General features: G+C 69.9%; 14 protein-coding genes and 5 tRNA genes. 7 read left to right on the top strand and 12 right to left on the bottom strand.

The genetic code is table 11. The features are described 5' to 3' along the window. Nucleotides 1-165: 165 nt before the first annotated feature. Nucleotides 166-759: a 3-isopropylmalate dehydratase small subunit gene (gene leuD, locus ACIGXX_RS27935; RefSeq protein WP_351165316.1), complete on the bottom strand. Its 594-nt coding sequence runs from the start codon at nt 757-759 to the stop codon at nt 166-168. A gap of 5 nt (nt 760-764) precedes the next feature. Further along, nucleotides 765-2,198, bottom strand: a complete 1,434-nt coding sequence (gene leuC / locus ACIGXX_RS27930) for a 3-isopropylmalate dehydratase large subunit (RefSeq protein ID WP_351165314.1) — start codon at nt 2,196-2,198, stop codon at nt 765-767. Between the two features lie 180 nt (nt 2,199-2,378). On the opposite strand from leuC, the gene ndgR reads away from it, so the two are divergent. Continuing rightward, complete coding sequence (gene ndgR, locus ACIGXX_RS27925; RefSeq protein WP_053137572.1) at nt 2,379-3,095, top strand: IclR family transcriptional regulator NdgR; 717 nt, start codon at nt 2,379-2,381, stop codon at nt 3,093-3,095. A 130-nt stretch (nt 3,096-3,225) separates the two neighbouring features. Here the strand turns inward: ndgR and ACIGXX_RS27920 are convergent, their stop codons facing one another. Further along, entirely contained in the window at nt 3,226-3,684 is a 459-nt protein-coding gene (locus tag ACIGXX_RS27920) for a DUF4188 domain-containing protein (RefSeq protein ID WP_399979949.1), read from the bottom strand. A 129-nt stretch (nt 3,685-3,813) separates the two neighbouring features. Between ACIGXX_RS27920 and ACIGXX_RS27915 the strand changes: the two genes are divergently transcribed. Continuing rightward, nucleotides 3,814-4,488, top strand: coding sequence for a MerR family transcriptional regulator (locus ACIGXX_RS27915; protein WP_399979701.1), 675 nt, complete (start codon nt 3,814-3,816; stop codon nt 4,486-4,488). A gap of 42 nt (nt 4,489-4,530) precedes the next feature. Here the strand turns inward: ACIGXX_RS27915 and ACIGXX_RS27910 are convergent. From ACIGXX_RS27910 to ACIGXX_RS27870, 9 genes are all read right to left on the bottom strand, one after another. After that, nucleotides 4,531-4,603 (bottom strand) — tRNA-Glu (locus ACIGXX_RS27910). A 22-nt stretch (nt 4,604-4,625) separates the two neighbouring features. Beyond that, nucleotides 4,626-4,697: transfer RNA gene (locus tag ACIGXX_RS27905), tRNA-Gln, on the bottom strand. Nucleotides 4,698-4,725: 28 nt separating this feature from the next. Further along, nucleotides 4,726-4,798: transfer RNA gene (locus ACIGXX_RS27900), tRNA-Glu, on the bottom strand. Nucleotides 4,799-4,860: 62 nt separating this feature from the next. Next, nucleotides 4,861-4,933, bottom strand: a tRNA-Glu gene (locus ACIGXX_RS27895). Nucleotides 4,934-4,954: 21 nt separating this feature from the next. After that, a tRNA-Gln gene (locus tag ACIGXX_RS27890) sits at nt 4,955-5,026 on the bottom strand. Between the two features lie 87 nt (nt 5,027-5,113). Continuing rightward, complete coding sequence (locus ACIGXX_RS27885; RefSeq protein WP_361465378.1) at nt 5,114-5,839, bottom strand: HAD family hydrolase; 726 nt, start codon at nt 5,837-5,839, stop codon at nt 5,114-5,116. Between the two features lie 69 nt (nt 5,840-5,908). Continuing rightward, complete coding sequence (gene gltX / locus ACIGXX_RS27880) at nt 5,909-7,390, bottom strand: glutamate--tRNA ligase (protein WP_351165307.1); 1,482 nt, start codon at nt 7,388-7,390, stop codon at nt 5,909-5,911. Next, the gene (locus tag ACIGXX_RS27875; RefSeq protein ID WP_351165304.1) at nt 7,383-8,171 is read right to left on the bottom strand and encodes a fumarylacetoacetate hydrolase family protein; all 789 of its coding nucleotides are present in this window, start codon (nt 8,169-8,171) and stop codon (nt 7,383-7,385) included. The genes gltX and ACIGXX_RS27875 overlap by 8 nt, the downstream gene beginning before the upstream one ends. 127 nt (nt 8,172-8,298) lie before the next feature. Further along, entirely contained in the window at nt 8,299-8,499 is a 201-nt protein-coding gene (locus tag ACIGXX_RS27870; RefSeq protein WP_351165701.1) for a hypothetical protein, read from the bottom strand. Between the two features lie 574 nt (nt 8,500-9,073). Between ACIGXX_RS27870 and ACIGXX_RS27865 the strand changes: the two genes are divergently transcribed. The 5 genes from ACIGXX_RS27865 to ACIGXX_RS27845 all read left to right on the top strand — a co-directional run bounded on the left by ACIGXX_RS27865 (nt 9,074) and on the right by ACIGXX_RS27845 (nt 18,002). After that, the gene (locus ACIGXX_RS27865; protein WP_383822866.1) at nt 9,074-12,958 is read left to right on the top strand and encodes a nitrate- and nitrite sensing domain-containing protein; all 3,885 of its coding nucleotides are present in this window, start codon (nt 9,074-9,076) and stop codon (nt 12,956-12,958) included. Then, a complete protein-coding gene (locus ACIGXX_RS27860; RefSeq protein WP_098244998.1) occupies nt 12,959-13,378 on the top strand; it encodes a roadblock/LC7 domain-containing protein in 420 nt (139 codons plus the stop codon). 119 nt (nt 13,379-13,497) lie between these two features. Further along, nucleotides 13,498-13,902 carry a DUF742 domain-containing protein gene (locus ACIGXX_RS27855; protein ID WP_190084712.1) on the top strand — a complete coding sequence of 135 codons (405 nt, stop codon included), beginning with the start codon at nt 13,498-13,500 and terminating at the stop codon, nt 13,900-13,902. After that, nucleotides 13,883-14,467 (top strand): ATP/GTP-binding protein, encoded by a 585-nt coding sequence (locus tag ACIGXX_RS27850; protein WP_249587535.1) that lies wholly within the window; start codon nt 13,883-13,885, stop codon nt 14,465-14,467. The genes ACIGXX_RS27855 and ACIGXX_RS27850 overlap by 20 nt, the downstream gene beginning before the upstream one ends. A 340-nt stretch (nt 14,468-14,807) precedes the next feature. Beyond that, nucleotides 14,808-18,002 carry a nitrate- and nitrite sensing domain-containing protein gene (locus tag ACIGXX_RS27845; RefSeq protein WP_399979692.1) on the top strand — a complete coding sequence of 1,065 codons (3,195 nt, stop codon included), beginning with the start codon at nt 14,808-14,810 and terminating at the stop codon, nt 18,000-18,002. The last annotated feature ends 6 nt before the right edge of the window (nt 18,003-18,008 follow it).

The raw sequence follows: 18,008 nt of genomic DNA, 5'->3' as shown, positions 1-18,008 counted from the left end.
GGTACCCGGTCGATGCGAGTACAAGGGGATTTCAAGCCTCTTCTGCCTGCCGAATCAAGGGAGTTGAGACCACCCGTTCAGGTCAGCGGACACCCCTCCGGGGGCAGACACAGATGTACCCCCAACCGTCCACGATTGGGGGTACACCAGGGTGTTGCGGGGGTGTCAGACCTGCACCGTCCGCGGCTTGTACGAGGGGCGCTTCGACTCGTACGCGGCGATGTCCGGCTCGTTCTGGAGCGTGATGCTGATGTCGTCCAGACCGTTCAGGAGACGCCAGCGGGCGTTCTCGTCGAGCTCGAAGTCGGCGGTGACGCCCTCGGCGCGAACCTGGCGATCCTGCAGGTCAACGGTGATTTCGGCCTGCGGGTCGGCCTCCGTCAGGGCCCACAGCGCGTCCACGACCTGCTGGTCGAGCACCACGGTGAGCAGGCCGTTCTTCAGCGAGTTGCCGCGGAAGATGTCGGCGAAGCGCGAGGAGATGACCGTCTTGAAGCCGAAGTTCTGCAGCGCCCAGACGGCGTGCTCGCGCGAGGAGCCCGTTCCGAAGTCGGGACCGGCGACCAGGACGGTCGCGCCCTGGCGTTCGGGGCGGTTCAGGACGAACTCGCCGTCCTTGCGCCAGGCCTCGAAGAGCCCGTCCTCAAATCCGTCCCGGGTGACCTTCTTCAGCCAGTGGGCGGGGATGATCTGGTCGGTGTCCACGTTGCTGCGGCGCAGCGGAACGGCCCGGCCGGTGTGCGTGGTGAATGCTTCCATGGCTCTCAGACTCCGGCGGTGACGGGGGCATCAGGGGCATCGGTCAGGTCGGCGGGCGACGAGAGGTGGCCCGTGACCGCGGTGGCGGCGGCCACCTGGGGCGACACCAGATGGGTGCGGCCGCCCTTGCCCTGCCTGCCCTCGAAGTTGCGGTTGGACGTCGACGCGGAGCGCTCGCCGGGGGCTAGTTGGTCGGGGTTCATGCCCAGGCACATCGAGCAGCCCGCGTGCCGCCATTCGGCTCCCGCGGCGGTGAAGACCTTGTCCAGGCCCTCCTCGATGGCCTGCAGGGCGACCCGGACCGAGCCCGGGACGACCAGCATCCGTACGCCGTCGGCGACTTTGCGGCCCTCGACGATGGAGGCGGCCGCACGCAGGTCCTCGATACGGCCGTTGGTGCACGAACCTACGAAGACGGTGTCGACCTTGATGTCGCGCAGCGCCTGCCCTGCGGTCAACCCCATGTACTCCAGGGCCTTTTCGGCGGCGTACCGCTCCGAGGCGTCTTCGTACGAAGCAGGATCGGGGACGTTCGCCGAGAGCGGCGCGCCCTGGCCCGGGTTGGTGCCCCAGGTGACGAACGGCGCGAGCTGGGTGGCGTCGACGTAGACCTCGGCGTCGAAGACCGCGTCCTCGTCCGTCTTCAGGGTCTTCCAGTACGCGACCGCCGCGTCCCACTCCTCGCCCTGCGGGGCGTGGTCGCGGCCCTTGATGTAGTCGAAGGTGGTCGCGTCGGGGGCGATCATGCCCGCGCGGGCGCCGGCCTCGATCGACATGTTGCAGATGGTCATGCGGGCTTCCATCGAGAGTTTCTCGATGGCGGAGCCGCGGTACTCCAGGACGTAGCCCTGGCCGCCGCCGGTGCCGATCTTGGTGATGACGGCGAGGATCAGGTCCTTGGCCGTGACGGTGTCGGGCAGTTCGCCGTCGACCGTGATGGCCATGGTCTTGGGGCGGGCCATCGGCAGCGTCTGGGTGGCCAGGACGTGCTCGACCTGGGAGGTGCCGATGCCGAACGCCAGCGCGCCGAACGCGCCGTGCGTGGAGGTGTGGGAGTCGCCGCAGACCACGGTGGTGCCGGGCTGGGTCAGGCCCAGCTGGGGGCCCACGACGTGCACGACGCCCTGCTCGACGTCGCCCAGCGAGTGCAGGCGCACACCGAAGTCGGCGCAGTTCTTGCGCAGCGTCTCCAACTGGGCGCGCGAGACCGGGTCCGCGATCGGCTTGTCGATGTCGAGGGTCGGGGTGTTGTGATCCTCGGTGGCGATGGTGAGGTCGAGACGCCGCACCGGGCGGCCGGCCTGCCGAAGGCCGTCGAAGGCCTGCGGGCTCGTCACCTCGTGCAGCAGGTGCAGATCGATGAAGAGGAGGTCGGGCTCGCCTTCGGCGCGCCGGACGACGTGGTCGTCCCAGACCTTCTCCGCGAGTGTCCTACCCATCGCTTTCCCTCCGACCGGCTGTGTTGTGCCGGCCCAACTAGAGAATTGTTCGTCCACGCCCGCACCCCTCGTGCCGCGCGTGGGCCGCTTTCCGTTGGTCCGCGGATCGCACTCACAGGGTGACGTGTTCCATGGAAAATTGAACTTGCGTTTCACAGAGTGAGACGCGAGTATCGACGCATGGACAACTCTAGCGGCGTCGGCGTTCTCGACAAGGCGGCTCTCGTCTTGAGCGCCCTGGAGTCCGGTCCGGCCACCCTCGCGGGGCTGGTCGCGGCCACCGGACTCGCACGACCCACGGCACACCGTCTCGCCGTGGCACTGGAACACCACCGGATGGTGGCGCGCGACATGCAGGGCCGTTTCATTCTCGGCCCGCGGCTCGCGGAACTCGCGGCGGCGGCCGGCGAGGACCGCCTGCTCGCCACGGCGGGCCCGGTCCTCACGCACCTGCGTGACGTGACGGGCGAGAGCGCGCAGCTCTATCGGCGCCAGGGCGACATGCGCATCTGCGTCGCCGCGGCCGAGCGCCTCTCGGGCCTGCGGGACACGGTCCCGGTCGGCTCGACGCTCACCATGAAGGCCGGTTCGTCCGCGCAGATCCTGATGGCCTGGGAGGAGCCGGAGCGCCTGCACCGCGGCCTCCAGGGCGCCCGCTTCACGGCCACGGCTCTTTCGGGCGTACGCCGCCGGGGCTGGGCCCAGTCGATCGGCGAGCGGGAGCCGGGCGTCGCGTCCGTCTCCGCCCCGGTGCGCGGCCCCTCGAACCGCGTGGTCGCCGCCGTCTCGGTCTCCGGACCGATCGAGCGCCTGACCCGCCACCCGGGCCGGATGCACGCGCAGGCCATCATCGACGCCGCCGGGCGCCTGTCCGAGGCCCTGCGCCGCACGGGCTGACCGGCCCGGCATCACGCACAGACAGCACGCAGAACGCCCGAGGGGCCGCCTCAACGCCGCGGCGACCCCTCGGGCGTTCTTTTTTCTGCGCCCCCACGGTTCTCACAACCGTGTTCTCACATCCGTTTTCTCACGCCGCCTTGAGACGGTCGGCGGCCCTGTCGCCCCTGCGGCCGACCGGCACCACGCCGATGGCCTGGCCCAGGCCGAACTCCGGCATGTTCACGTACACCGCCTCATGGGCACCGGCGGGCACGACATACGTCTCGTGCCAGAAGCCGACCTTCCCCTTGCCCTCCCGCACCCGCCGGTTGAAGGCGGCCCACGCGGGCCGGTGCTCCTTGCCCTGCGCGGACGCGTAGGCGAGCAGCTTCTCCGGCGACTCCCAGTACTGGACGACGTACAGCAGCCGCGTCCCGCCGAACAGCAGCTGATAGCCCAGCATGTCGATCTCCCGGTCCATGGACAGCTCCTTGAGCATCCGCGGCATCGCCCGGAAGACGGGCCACCAGCTGCGCACGGCACGGAAGTTGTTGATGCGCATCCCGATGGTGAAGACGGTGACGCCGCCCTGCGCGTCGGCGGTCATGCGCCCTTCGATCGGCTTGGTGCTCACGATGGTTCCCCCTTCAGAGAGCGTTGGATAGTTTCGCTATCCATGATTGGATAGTGCCACTCACCAAGTGGATGCGCAAGAGGAAAGAGGAGCGGCGAGCCGATGAGACTGGCGGAGCTCAGCACGCGCAGCAGGGTCTCGACGGCCACGATCAAGTACTACCTGCGCGAGGGCCTGCTCCCGCCGGGCCGCCGCGTGAGCGCGACCCAGGCCGAGTACGACGAGAAGCACCTGCAGCGGCTGCGGCTGGTCCGGGCCCTCATCCAGGTGGGGCGGGTGCCGATCTCGTCCGCGCGGGACGTGCTCACCGCCCTGGAGGACGCGTCCCTGGACCACAACTCCCGTCTGGGCACGGCGGTCTGGGCACTCCCCCACGGCCCCGAGCCCGTGGCCGGCGATCCGGCCACGGACGCGGCGCGCCACACGGTGGCCGCTCTGCTCGACCGGCTCGACTGGCAGTTCAGCCAGGGCTACGGGTCCGAGTCGCCGGCGTACGGAATGCTCGTGACCGCGGTGGCGACGCTCACCCGGCTCGGATACCCGTGCGCCGTCGAGGACTTGACGCCCTACGCGCACTCCGCCGGTCAACTGGCCGTCACCGACCTGGACTTGGTGGAGCGTCACGAGTCGCCCGACGAGCAGCTCGAGGCGGCGGTCGCCCTCACCGTGCTGTACGAGCCGGTCCTGCTGAGCCTGCGCAGGCTCGCCCAGGCCGAGGAGTCCAACCGCCGCTACGGGCAAGAGGGTTCGGACGCACCGGGAACGTCGGAGGAATGACGAAGGGGCCCTCCCTTGCGGGAAGGCCCCTTGCCGTTCGCGTACCCCCGACCGGATTCGAACCGGCGCTACCGCCTTGAGAGGGCGGCGTGCTAGGCCGCTACACAACGGGGGCTAGCTTGTCCTGCTGTACTGCGCTGGGCTACCAGGACTCGAACCTAGAACAACGGAACCAGAAACCGTCGTGTTGCCAATTACACCATAGCCCACTGTGGTCTAGACCAGCTAGACCCTGCGTACCCCCGACCGGATTCGAACCGGCGCTACCGCCTTGAGAGGGCGGCGTGCTAGGCCGCTACACAACGGGGGCCCTAGCGATCCTGCATCGGCTGCAGCGGGTGCGACCCGGACTGCTTCCATGGGAAGGATCTGTACCCCCGACCGGATTCGAACCGGCGCTACCGCCTTGAGAGGGCGGCGTGCTAGGCCGCTACACAACGGGGGCGTTGCAGATAAGCTCTGCGAGCTGGCCTACCAGGACTCGAACCTAGACTAACGGAACCAGAAACCGTCGTGCTGCCAATTACACCATAGGCCATCGATACGCAACCCCTTGCGGGAGTTTTGCTCGACTTGCGCTTCCTGGTCGGACCTTTCGGCCTTCTCGGGCGGCGCAGGAAGAACATTACCCGAAGGTGGACGGCGCTCCAAAACGGGTATCGCCGCGGAGCAGCGGCGGCAGCTCGGTGAGACGCGTGATGCGGTGCACGCCCGACGGGCCTTCCTGCGCCGCGCTGTTGCGGTCGAGCCAGATCCCGAGAAGACCTGCGTCCCGGGCGCCTCTCGCGTCGATCTCCGGCTGGTCCCCCACGTAGGCGACTTCCTCGGGCGCGAGCCCCATCGTCGTGCACACCGCGAGGAAGGCCTCGGCCGCGGGCTTGGAGACGCCCAGCTCGGCGGCGCACAGGACGGACTCGAAGCGGTCGCGCACGCCGAGGACGCGCAGCTTGCGGTCCTGGACCATCAGGGCGGAGTTCGAGAGGACGGCATGGCGGTAGTCGTCGGCGAGGGCGTCCAGGACCGGGACGGTGTCGGGGAAGAGGGTCCAGGCGGATTCGTAGTGACCGAGGTAACGCTCGAACCAGGCGTCCGCCTCCTGGTCTGTGAGGACGGCGTCCAGGAAGTCGCGTACGCGGTCACGGCGCTGGGCCTCGAACTCGATGCCGCCGGCGCTGAAGCGTGCCCAGTGGCGCTCGGTGACCTCTTTCCACAGCGCGAGGGCACGCTCGGCGGTCTCGTACCGCTCGATGAGACCTTCGGCGGTGAGGTGGGCGTGCATACCGGTGGTGTCGGCGTGCGCGTAGTCGAAGATCGTGTCGTCCACGTCCCAGACCACGGCTTTGATCGGCATGCCTACGACGGTAGGCGAAGGACCCGGGAGCCGTGGTGGCTTCCGGGTCCTTCGTCGGCGTACTCGCGGCTACGCGGCGAGCTTCGCCAGGGTCGCGTCGATGCGGGACAGGGACTTCTCCTTGCCCAGGATCTCCAGGGACTCGAAGAGCGGCAGGCCGACCGTGCGGCCCGTGACGGCCACGCGGACCGGGGCCTGGGCCTTGCCGAGCTTCAGGCCGTGCTCCTCGCCGGCGGCCAGGACGGCCTCCTTGAGGGACTCGGGGGACGTCCAGTCGGCGGCGTCGAGCTTGGCGCGGGCCGTCGTCAGGAGCGCGGCCGGGTCGCCCTTGCCCATGGCCTTCGTCCAGGACGCCTCGTCCTCGACGGGCTCGTCCAGGAAGAGGAAGTCGACGTTCTCCGTGATCTCGGAGAGCACCTTGATGCGGGTCTGGGCGTGGGGGGCGATGGCCTCCCAGGCGGCCTGGTCGAAGGCCTCGGGGGCCCAGTTCGCGTGCGGGGCCTTGAGCCACGGCTCGCAGGCCGCCGCGAACGCCTGCACGTCCAGCATGCGGATGTGGTCGGCGTTGATCGCCTCGGCCTTCTTCAGGTCGAAGCGGGCCGGGTTGGCGTTCACGTCCGCGAGGTCGAACTTGGCGACCATGTCGGGGATCGAGAAGACGTCCTGGTCCGCGGAGAACGACCAGCCCAGGAGGGACAGGTAGTTCAGCAGGCCCTCGGGGAGGAAGCCGCGCTCGCGGTAGAGGTTCAGGGACGCCTGCGGGTCACGCTTGGAGAGCTTCTTGTTGCCCTCGCCCATGACGTACGGCAGGTGGCCGAAGGCCGGGGCCTCCTTGGCGATGCCCAGGTCGGTCAGCGCCTTGTAGAGGGCGATCTGCCGCGGGGTCGAGGAGAGCAGGTCCTCGCCGCGCAGGACGTGGGTGATCTCCATCAGGGCGTCGTCGACCGGGTTCACCAGGGTGTAGAGCGGTGCTCCGTTGGCGCGGACGATGCCGTAGTCCGGGAGGTTCTCCGGCTGGACGGTGATCTCGCCGCGGACCAGGTCCGTGAACGTGATCGCCTCGTCGGGCATGCGGAACCGCACGATGGGCTTGCGGCCCTCCGTGTCGTACGCGGCACGCTGCTCGGCGGTCAGGTCGCGGCAGTGGCCGTCGTAGCCGGACGGCTTGCCGGCGGCGCGGGCGGCCTCGCGGCGGGCGTCCAGCTCCTCCGTGGAGCAGTAGCAGTAGTACGCGCGGCCGCCGTCCAGGAGCTTCTGCGCGACATCCTGGTAGATGTCCATGCGCTGCGACTGGCGGTACGGCGCGTGCGGGCCGCCGACCTCGGGGCCCTCGTCCCAGTCGAAGCCCAGCCAGCGCATCGAGTCGAGCAGCTGCTCGTACGACTCCTCGGAGTCGCGAGCCGCGTCGGTGTCCTCGATGCGGAAGACCAGGACGCCCTCGTTGTGCCGGGCGTAGGCCCAGTTGAAGAGAGCGGTGCGGACCAGACCCACGTGGGGGTTGCCGGTCGGCGAGGGACAGAAACGTACGCGGACGTTTGTCGCGTTAGCCACGCTTGATCACCTTGTTGGTGAGAGTGCCGATGCCTTCGATGGTGACGGCGACCTCGTCGCCGACGTTGAGGGGGCCGACCCCTGCCGGGGTGCCCGTGAGGATGACGTCGCCCGGGAGCAGCGTCATGGCCTCGGAGATGTGCACGATCAGGTCCTCGATGGAGCGGACCATCTCGGCCGTACGCCCCAGCTGGCGCTGTTCGCCGTTGACCGTGCACTGGATGGTGAGGTCGGAGGGGTCGAGCTCGGTCTCCACCCAGGGGCCGAGCGGGCAGGAGCTGTCGAAGCCCTTGGCCCTGGCCCACTGGTTCTCGCGCCGCTGCACGTCACGCGCGGTGACGTCGTTGGCGCAGGTGTAGCCGAGGATGACGTCACGGGCGCGCTCGCGCGGGACCTCGCGGCACATGCGGCCGATGACCACGGCCAGCTCGGCCTCGTAGTGCAGCTCCTGCGAGAAGGAGGGGTACGCGATGGCGTCGCCGGGGCCGATCACCGAGGTGGAGGGCTTGAAGAAGGCGACGGGGACGTCCGGGACCTCGTTGCCGAGTTCCGCGGCGTGGTCCGCGTAGTTGCGGCCGATGCCCACGACCTTGTTGGGGAGCACCGGAGGCAGCAGCCTGACCTTGCTCAGCGGGACCTTCGTGCCGGAGAGCTCGAAGTCCGCGAACGGAATGCCCTTGATGATGTCGAGGACGAGCCCATCGGTCGTTCCGGGAGGGCTCTCGCCCTCGACCGCGCCGAAGGCGACGTTGCCGTCGATGGAGAACCTGGCGATGCGCACGGAGCGGTGGCCCTTTGCTGGAGGAGAGTGATCTGACACCCCAGGCTAACGCGGTGGCGTCCCGCCAAGCCTCCTGCGACCCCGCGGCCTCGCCGCCCCCTCGATCGCCCGCGGCCGCGGGCGGTGCTCAGACCGCCGACGGGCTGAATTCCTCCGGCGCGACCATCAGGATCGTGCGCTTGGGGTTGGCCGTCTGCGTCGGCAGCTCGACGGCGTGCTCCGGGCGGTCGGCGGCCGGCTGGACCTCCTCGGCGTCCGTGAGGTGCGCGAGGGTGGTGCGGCGGGGGTTGGCTATGTTGTGGAACATCGCCGACTTCACAGTCTTCATCTGCTGTTCGGGCCCTGTCAGTTGAGGCGTCGTGTCGTGGACGCGGGTTGTCGGATTCGCCATCCCTGTAAAGCGTCAGGCTAAACATCCAATTCCCGGCCAAAGCCCGGATGAGGCCTTGATCTTCATGTGAGTTTGCTCACGAGGGAGCGGGCAAATGGGTCAATTCAGGCTCGTGGAGACCTTGTTGGAATCGGACATTGCGCCACTGAAGGCATCATTCCGCTCCCGATCATGAAGACTGGGACACCCCTTACCCCTTGGTTTCCTGGGGCCAATGGCCCGTTTTGCCCTGAATCACTTTCTACGTCTCGTGACGCGCCACTCACGCCGTGTCACGGAGGTCGCGACGCGGCACACGGGCCTTGTTGGAGATCCTGCACTGTGCTGGAATTCCCGGGACCGCCGCGGGATCGAACCGGCGCGCAGGGGCGCAACGCAGCGCCGAGTGGCGGCGGGAAAGGGGAGCAGCGCCGGTCACTCACGACCACCATGGGGCGTTCTGCGCCCCACGACGCCGACACCGTCCCGCCGTTTGTGCGGAGGGACGCCTGGTCCAGAGGTTGCGACGCTAGTGCAGGGACGTTTCAAGAGGGATGGCAGCAGCGCTGCGGCAGAGCCGGAGCGCGGCGGGACCGACCGCGGCTCCTCGGCCCAGCACGCCCAGAACCCCGGGCAGGTACCGACCGGTGACAACGGCCTCGGAGCCATGCGCGGATCGAGCGGCGGAAGTCTGTCCACGGCCGCCGCGAACCAGGGCGGCTCGACGGGCACGACCGGCACGGTGAAGTCGCCCACCGGTCCCGGCTCGCGAATAGCCCTGCGCAACTGGCGCATCTCCACCCGTCTGGTCTCGCTGCTCGCACTCCCCGTGATCACCGCGACCTCCCTCGGCGCGCTGCGTATCAACGAGTCCATGGACGAGATTCAGCAGCTCAACAACATGAAGATGCTGACGGACATGACCAAGCGGGCCACTGAGCTGGCCACCGCGCTCCAGGAGGAGCGCGACCGCTCGGCAGGCCCCCTCGCGCACGGCGCGGACTCCTCGGACTACGTGGTCAAGGGCGCCCGGCAGAAGACCGACCGCGCCTACAACCGCTTCCTCCAGGAGACGCAGGACCTCGACAACACCGACGACGACAAGGGCCTCCTCGGCGTCCGGGCGAACACCGTCGAGATCACCCAGCAGCTCCAGCAGATCAACAAGGTCCGCAAGGACGCCTACGAGGACGCGAACTCCACCTCTCAGACGGTGGACGCCTACAGCCAGCTCATCGAGCAGCTGCTCACCCTGTCCTCGGACATGGCGCAGGCGACCAGCAACCCGGACATGATCCAGCGCACCCGCGCCCTGACGGCCTTCTCCTCCGCCAAGGAGTACGCCTCGGTGCAGCGCGCCGTGATCGCCGCCTCGCTCCCCGCGGGCGACAGCACGTTCGGCAAGATCTCCGAGACCGACCGGCGCTACGGCTGGGCCGCGCTCGACAAGGAGAACTCCAAGCTCGATGCCTTCAAGGGCATCTACGCGGGCAACCCCGATGAGCTGACCAAGCCCATCGACGGCGGCAACTCTTCCATCAAGGGCGCCGACTCCTATGCCAAGCGCGTGCTTGAGCAGGAGGGCGGCATCAAGCTCCAGGACAAGCGCTCGTACAAGGACTGGGTCGACGCCGACACCACCAAGATCGACGCGATGACCAAGATCGAGCTCACGCTGCTCAACGAGATGGAGCAGAAGGCCCGCGAGCTGCGCAACGAGTCCGAGCAGGCCGCCATCCTCAACGGTGCGCTGATCCTGCTCGTCCTCGGTGTCTCGCTCGTCGGCGCCTTCGTCGTGGCCCGGTCCATGATCCGCTCGCTGCGGCGCCTCCAGGACACCGCGACCAAGGTCGCCCAGGACCGGCTGCCCGAGCTCGTCAAGCAGCTCTCCGAGGCCGACCCGCAGGACGTCGACACCTCCGTCGAGTCCGTCGGTGTGCACTCCCGGGACGAGATCGGCCAGGTGGCCGCGGCCTTCGACGACGTGCACCGCGAGGCCGTCCGCCTCGCCGCCGAGCAGGCGCTGCTCCGAGGCAACGTCAACGCGATGTTCACCAACCTCTCGCGCCGTTCGCAGGGCCTCATCCAGCGCCAGCTCTCGCTCATCTCCGAGCTGGAGTCGCGCGAGGCCGACCCGGACCAGCTGTCCTCGCTGTTCAAGCTCGACCACCTCGCGACCCGCATGCGCCGTAACGGCGAGAACCTCCTGGTCCTCGCCGGTGAAGAGCCCGGCCGCCGCTGGACCCGGCCCGTTCCGCTCGTCGACGTGCTGCGTGCCGCCGCGTCCGAGGTGGAGCAGTACGAGCGCATCGAGCTCTCCGCGGTCCCGACGACCGAGGTCGCGGGACGCGTGGTCAACGACCTCGTGCACCTGCTCGCCGAGCTGCTGGAGAACGCGACCTCCTTCTCCTCGCCGCAGACCAAGGTCAAGGTCACCGGTCACGCGCTGCCCGACGGGCGTGTGCTCATCGAGATCCACGACACGGGCATCGGCCTCTCCCCCGAGGACCTCGCCGCGATCAACGAGCGGCTCGCGTCGCCGCCCACCGTGGACGTCTCGGTCTCGCGCCGCATGGGTCTGTTCGTGGTCGGCCGTCTGTCGCAGCGTCACGGCATCCGCATCCAGCTCCGTCCCTCGGACTCCGGCGGCACGACCGCGCTCGTCATGCTGCCCATCGATGTCGCCCAGGGCGGCAAGAAGGCGCCGAACAAGCCCGGTGCGCCCGCCCCCGGCCAGGGTGGCGGCCCCGTCGCCGCGCAGGCCTCGGCGGGTGCCGCGGCCGCGCGCCGTGGAGTCGGCGCCGGCAACGGCCCCGGAAGCGGTGCGCCCGGCGCGGGTCCCGCGGGTTCCGCGGGCCGGCTCGGTGCCGGTCCGCCTCGCGGTCAGGTCACGGGCACGGGGCCGCGGGCCGCGCTGCCCGCGCGTGACGGGTCGCGCGCCGGTTCGCCGGCCGGGCCCTCCGGTCAGCAGCCTCCCCGCCAGGGACCGCCCGGACAGGGTGCCCCTTCCGGTGGCAGCCTCTTCGAGGGTGGCCAGGGCGGACCGGGCGGTGGCCGCGGTCCGGGCTCCGCGCCGCAGCCTCCCGTTCCCCAGCAGCGTACGAATCCGGTGAACCCCGCCGGGCCCATGAACCCCGCCGCGAACGACGCCGGGGACCAGGGCCGCAGGCCGCAGCTGCCGCCGCGCGGCGGTCCGCGTGCCGAGCTGCCCGGGGGCAACCCGCAGCCGCGCGTGCCCAGTTGGAGCGACGAGAACGCGCAGCCGCAGGTCTCCCGCGAGCCCTTCGACACCCCGCGCGGGCACGAGGAGCCGGAGTCCACCGGGCAGTTCCCCTACCCCGCGGCCGGCGCGGGCGCGCAGGGCCCCGGTTCGACCGCCGAGTTCGCGCGCCCCGACTTCAACGGGCCTCCGCCCGGTACCGGCTCACCGCGGAACGCGGGCCAGCAGGGCGGCCAAAGCCAAGGACAGGGTGGCCAGGGCGGCCAGGGTCAGGGCCAGCAGGGCACCGGTCAGTTCGTCCGCCCCGACGTCTTCGGCGGCCAGGACACCTCTTCCGGCACCGGTCAGTTCCAGCGTCCCGGCACCAGCGCCCCCGGCTACGACAGCCCGGCGCCCGGCGCCGGTGCGCCGCAGCAGCGCGGTGGCCGTGACGCGGGCGAGGCGCCTCGGCGTGGTCAGGGTCCCGGCCAGGGCCAAGGCCCCGGTCAGGGTCAGGGTCAGGGCGGCCAGCTCGGCATCCCGCCGGTGCCTCCGGTGCCGCAGCAGCCTCAGCAGCCCGTGCAGCCGGAGGGCCTGCCGCCCGCCGGCCCCGGCGACGGCCGCACCCCGCTGTTCGACACGCTGGAGACCAACTGGTTCCAGCAGCAGCAACAGCAGGGCCAGCAACAGGGTCAGCAGCAGCAAGGGCACCAGGGCCCGCAGGGTGGCGACCCCTCCCCCGCGCCCGGCGCCCCCGAGCAGCAGCGGCCCCAGCGTCCGCAGCGCCCGCAGCCCTCGTCGCCGCTCCCCACGCGGCCCCAGGGGCAGCAGCAGAACCCGGCCGCGCCCCAGCGGCCGGCCACGGCGCCCGCCCCCGCGTCCAACGGAACCGGCGGCGGGAACGGCAACCACGTCACGAACGGCAGTGCCGCCTCCTGGCGCACTTCGCCCAACGACGAGCTGGGCCGCCAGGCCGAGCGCGTCCGCCAGCCGTCCGCCGGAGGTGTCACCACATCCGGCCTGCCGCGCCGCGTCCCGCGAGCCAACCTCGTAGCGGGCACCGCACAGCAGCAGCAGGACAGCACAGGTCCGCAGGTCTCGCGTGCGCCCGATGACGTACGCGGCCGGCTGACGAATCTCCGTCGGGGCATCCAGCAGGGTCGCCAGGCCGGTACCGGCCAGACCGGCAGCTTCCCCACTCACCAGCAGGAGCGTTAGTTGAGTCCGAGCCAGGCGGCACAGAATCTGAACTGGTTGATCACGAACTTCGTGGACAACACCCCCGGGGTGTCCCACACCGTCGTGGTCTCCGCCGACGGCCTCCTTCTGGCGATGTCCGAGGGCTTCCCGCGTGACCGCGCCGACCAGCTGGCCGCGGTCGCGTCGGGTCTGACCTCTCTCACCGCCGGGGCCTCCCGGATCTTCGAGGGCGGCGCCGTCACCCAGACCGTGGTGGAGATGGAGCGGGGGTTCCTCTTCCTCATGTCGGTCTCCGACGGTTCGTCCCTGGCCGTGCTCGCACACCCCGAGTGCGACATCGGCCTCGTCGGGTACGAGATGGCGCTCCTCGTCGACCGCGCGGGCGCCGTCCTCACCCCGGACCTCCGCGCCGAACTGCAGGGCAGCCTGCTGCACTAGCTCTCTTCATCGGCCGCCCCACCGACCGAACGTACTGACCACCGTCCGGCCACCCTGGTGCCCCCCACCGGCTCTATCAGACGGCACGCAGACCACCTGCTGTCCCGCCCGGAGGATCCATGACCCCGCCCAACGCCTCTCACGATCCGTACGGCTCTCACGCGTCGTACGGTATTGAAGGCGACCAGCCGCTGGTGCGTCCTTACGCGATGACCGGCGGCCGGACCAGGCCCCGCTACCAGCTCGCGATAGAGGCGCTGGTAAGCACGACGGCCGACCCGGCGCAGCTGATGGGGCTGCTCCCGGAGCACCAGCGCATCTGCCACCTGTGCCGTGAGGTCAAGTCGGTGGCCGAGGTGTCGGCGCTGCTCTCCATGCCGCTCGGCGTGGCCCGGATCCTCGTGGCCGACCTGGCCGAGGCCGGGCTCGTCGCCATTCACCAGCCCGGCGGCGACGAGAACGCCGGCGGTCAGCCTGACGTGACACTGCTCGAAAGGGTGCTCAGTGGACTTCGCAAGCTCTAGCAGCGGAGCGACGGCTCGCTCCACCACCAGCGCGAAGATCGTGGTGGCGGGCGGCTTCGGCGTCGGCAAGACCACGTTCGTGGGCGCGGTCTCCGAGATCAACCCGCTGCGCACCGAGGCCGTCATGACGTCCGCCTCCGCGGGCATCGACGACCTCACCCACACCGGGGACAAGACCACCACCACGGTGGCCATGGACTTCGGCCGCATCACGCTGGACCAGGACCTGATCCTGTACCTCTTCGGTACGCCGGGCCAGGACCGCTTCTGGTTCATGTGGGACGACCTCGTACGCGGCGCCATCGGCGCCGTCGTCCTTGTGGACACCCGCCGTCTCGCCGACTGCTTTCCGGCCGTCGACTACTTCGAGAACTCGGGTCTGCCCTTCGTCATCGCCCTCAACGGCTTCGACGGCCACCAGCCGTACACCCCCGATGAGGTGCGCGAAGCTCTCCAGATCGGACCCAACACACCGATCATCACGACGGATGCGCGACACCGTGCGGACGCAAAGAGCGGCCTGATCACGCTGGTCGAGCACGCACTTATGGCACGACTCAAGTAGACGAGGCCGTACGGCAGTTGCCGTAGATTCCACAGAGCGGTCTGTGTCGTTTGACACGGATGACCGCTCTGTTCATAACGTTTCGACAGAGAATTGACCGGGCGCCGCCACGCGTCGCGGTCATCCGGTGTCGCTGTGCGCACGAGAGCCCCGCCTTTTGGCGGGGCTCGCTCTATTTGACCGTTTTATCTGAGGCTTACACCACTCGGAACCAGCCCTTCACACTGTTTGGTAGAGGACCCCCTGACGTGCTGGAATGCGCTGAACTGCCCAGTAGCACGGGCCTTGGAGACGACAGCGGGACCGGTGTAGGTCCCGCCGCCGAGAGGTTGTTGGTCGAGTGAGGCGAAGCAAGCCGAGCCCCGCACCGCCGCATACGCGGGACACGCGGGGCAACTTCACCCCGCCGCCGCGCACAGCGGCGTCCCCCACCGATGTGCAGGGCATGGAGCCGCCGGCGCCCAGTGGCGGCAGAATGTCCCCGCGCAACTGGCGCGTGCCGACCCGCCTGAACGCGATCCTCCTCATACCCGTGCTGGTCGGCCTCGTCATGGGCGGCTTCCAGGTCAAGGGCTCGATCGACACCTGGAGCGAGGCCCAGGACGCCGAAAGCACGGCCCGCCTCGTGCAGGCTTCCCTCAACTACGGCAACCGCCTCATCGAAGAGCGTGACCTCTCCGCCGCTCCGCTGCTGCGCGGCAAGAAGAACGACCCGGTCGTCGTGAAGGCCCGCAAGGCCACCGACAAGGCCGCGGACGAGTTCGACGCCGCCGCCGAGGACATGCCGCAGAAGGAAGGCCTCAAGCGCCGCCTCGACGGCTTCCACAAGGTCGAGCCGGGCCTGCAGTCCCTCCGCCAGGCCGCCTACACCTCCAAGCTCTCCGGCGCGCAGACCGAAGAGGGCTACGTCGCCATCCAGCACCCCCTGATGGAGTTCGCCAACGAACTCGGTCTGGGCACCGGAAACATCACCAGCTACGGCCGTACCGTCTACGCGATCTCGCTGACCAAGGCCGCGCTCTCCCTGCAGCGCTCCATCGGTACGCACCTGCTGGTCAAGCCCGGCCCCACCGCTCCCAGCCTCGCCAAGCAGCGCGTGGCGCTCTCCTCGTACGCCTACCTCGAGGGCATCGCCATCGAGGAGTACACCGGCGGTGGCACCCCCGAGGACGTGGCCAAGCTCGAGGCCGCCAAGAAGCAGCTGAAGGCCGACGGCGAGAAGCAGGCCAAGCAGGCCGCCGCCGCCGCGAAGGCCAAGGGCGAGACGTTCGTCCCGCCGCCCTCGTCCGAGGCGATGGTCGCCGCCATGGCGCAGCTGGAGACCACCCAGCCCAGCGCCCGCGTCGCCCTCGCCGGCAAGGGCGTGACGCCCGAGGCATGGTGGGCCACCACCTCCGCCAAGTTCGACGCGTACCGCAGCATCGAGTCCGACCTCGCCGACAAGGCGGTGACCGAGGCGTCGGACATCGCATCCGACGCCCAGCGCAACGCCTACATCACCGGCGCCATCGTCGTGGTCGCGCTCCTCGCCGCCTTCATCCTGGCCGGGCTCATGGCCCGCCAGATGTCCCGCGCGATGCGCCAGCTGCGCACGGCCGCCTTCGGCATCGCCGAGCAGCGCCTGCCGATGCTGGTCGACCAGCTCTCGCGCACCGACCCCGGCCGCGTCGACACCCGCGTACAGCCCATCCCGATCTCCTCCACGGACGAGATCGGCGAGGTCGCCCGCGCCTTCGACCAGGTGCACCGCGAGGCCGTGCGGCTCGCCGCCGAGCAGGCCCTGCTCCGCGGCAACATCAACGCGATCTTCACCAACCTCTCGCGCCGCAACCAGTCCCTGATCGAGGGCCAGCTGACCCTCATCACCGACCTGGAGAACAACGAGGCCGACCCGGACCAGCTGGAGAGCCTCTTCCGCCTGGACCACCTGGCGACCCGTATGCGACGCAACGGCGAGAACCTCCTGGTCCTCTCCGGCGAGGAGCCCGGACGCCGCTGGGACCAGCCCGTCCCGCTGGTCGACGTCCTGCGCGCCGCGTCATCCGAGGTGGAGCAGTACGAGCGCGTCGAGCTGTCGGGCGTCCCGGAGGCCGAGATCCACGGCCTCGCCGTGACCGACCTCGTGCACCTGCTCGCCGAGCTCCTGGAGAACGCCACCACGTTCTCCTCGCCGCAGACCAAGGTCCGCGTCACCGCGACCCGTCTGCCCGACGGCCGCATCATGGTCGAGATCCACGACAAGGGCATCGGCCTCACCGCCGAGGACTTCGCGGACATCAACCACAAGCTGGCCAACCCGCCGACGGTGGACGCCGCGATCTCGCAGCGCATGGGCCTGTTCGTGGTCGGCCGCCTCTCCGACCGGCACGGCATCCGCGTCCAGCTGCGCCCCTCGGGCGAGCAGGCGGGCACGACCTCGCTCGTCATGCTCCCCGACGGCATCACACACGGTGGCGGCGGCGAGCACCAGCTGCCCGAGTCCGAGTTCACGGTCTCCTCGATCATGCCGGAGCAGCACGCCCCGGAGCAGCCCGCCTTCCACCACGAGCCGATGCGTACCGCGGCCGAACTGGGCTTCGACGACAGCCGCTACAACGGCGACGGGGCCGACTCCCAGGAGCTCGACCCGGTGGGCCGCTCGCTGATGCGCGAGGAGCGGCGTGCCGCTCTGGAGGCGCAGGCGCAGTCCGCCGACGGCCGTCCCCTCTTCCGCGACGAGGTCGACGGGCAGCAGGGCGGCTTCGACCAGCAGGGCGGCTACGACGCCGGGTACGACCAGCAGGCCCCGGCGTACGACGAGTACAACCAGGGCCAGGCGGCGCAGCCGGCGTACGACGACGCGTACTACCCGGCGCAGGACGGCTACCAGGACGCCCCCTATACGGAGGCCGGTCACGATGATCACGCCGCTCGTACGGGTGCCGTCTCCGAGCCGTTCGCGGCCTACCCGGACCGCTCCCACCAGGACGACTGGCCGACGCGCGACGGATACGAGAACAACTCGGGCGCGTATCAGGCCGAGTACTCTCCGGAACCGGAATCTGGTCCGGCGGCTCCCGAGAACGGCGCCGAACGCGTAGGCTTCGAGCGTCCCGGACCGGCACCGTCCGCAGTCCACGACACGACGTCTGCGGGTCTTCCGCGCCGCGGCTCCACCGGTGCGGCCGGCAACAGCAACGGCAGCGCCCCGGCCCCGGCCGGCGACGCGTTCGGCAACACCGACAGCAGCTGGCGTTCGTCCAACGACGACCGCTGGCATCGCGCCGAGTCGCTGAAGGAGCCCAAGGCGGGTGGGGTCACCCCGTCCGGTCTCCCGAAGCGGGTGCCCAAGGCCAATCTGGTCGAGGGCACGGCGGAACAGACCCCACAGGGCGGCCCTCAGGTCTCCCGCGACCCCGAGGACGTGCGGGGCAGGCTGAGCAACCTGCGCCGCGGCGTCCAGCGGGGACGCAGCGCAGGCAGTGACACCACGAATGGCCAGGACACCGGTAATCACCGCGGTGGACCTGACAGCACCTACAACCAGGAGCGTTAGTGTGAG

The organism is Streptomyces sp. NPDC055243, assembly GCF_044544025.1.
Classification (GTDB): Bacteria; Actinomycetota; Actinomycetes; order Streptomycetales; family Streptomycetaceae; genus Streptomyces.
The sequence above is the reverse complement of the archived record's forward strand: the minus strand, read 5'-3'. Positions and strand labels throughout refer to the sequence as shown.

Excerpts from the sequence above, each read along its gene's own strand:
- leuD (WP_351165316.1), bottom strand. The coding sequence starts at position 759 with ATGGAAGCATTCACCACGCACACCGGCCGGGCCGTTCCGCTGCGCCGC.
- leuC (WP_351165314.1), bottom strand. The coding sequence starts at position 2,198 with ATGGGTAGGACACTCGCGGAGAAGGTCTGGGACGACCACGTCGTCCGG.
- ndgR (WP_053137572.1), top strand. The coding sequence starts at position 2,379 with ATGGACAACTCTAGCGGCGTCGGCGTTCTCGACAAGGCGGCTCTCGTC.
- ACIGXX_RS27920 (WP_399979949.1), bottom strand. The coding sequence starts at position 3,684 with ATGACCGCCGACGCGCAGGGCGGCGTCACCGTCTTCACCATCGGGATG.
- ACIGXX_RS27915 (WP_399979701.1), top strand. The coding sequence starts at position 3,814 with ATGAGACTGGCGGAGCTCAGCACGCGCAGCAGGGTCTCGACGGCCACG.
- ACIGXX_RS27885 (WP_361465378.1), bottom strand. The coding sequence starts at position 5,839 with ATGCCGATCAAAGCCGTGGTCTGGGACGTGGACGACACGATCTTCGAC.
- ACIGXX_RS27870 (WP_351165701.1), bottom strand. The coding sequence starts at position 8,499 with ATGAAGACTGTGAAGTCGGCGATGTTCCACAACATAGCCAACCCCCGC.
- ACIGXX_RS27855 (WP_190084712.1), top strand. The coding sequence starts at position 13,498 with ATGACCCCGCCCAACGCCTCTCACGATCCGTACGGCTCTCACGCGTCG.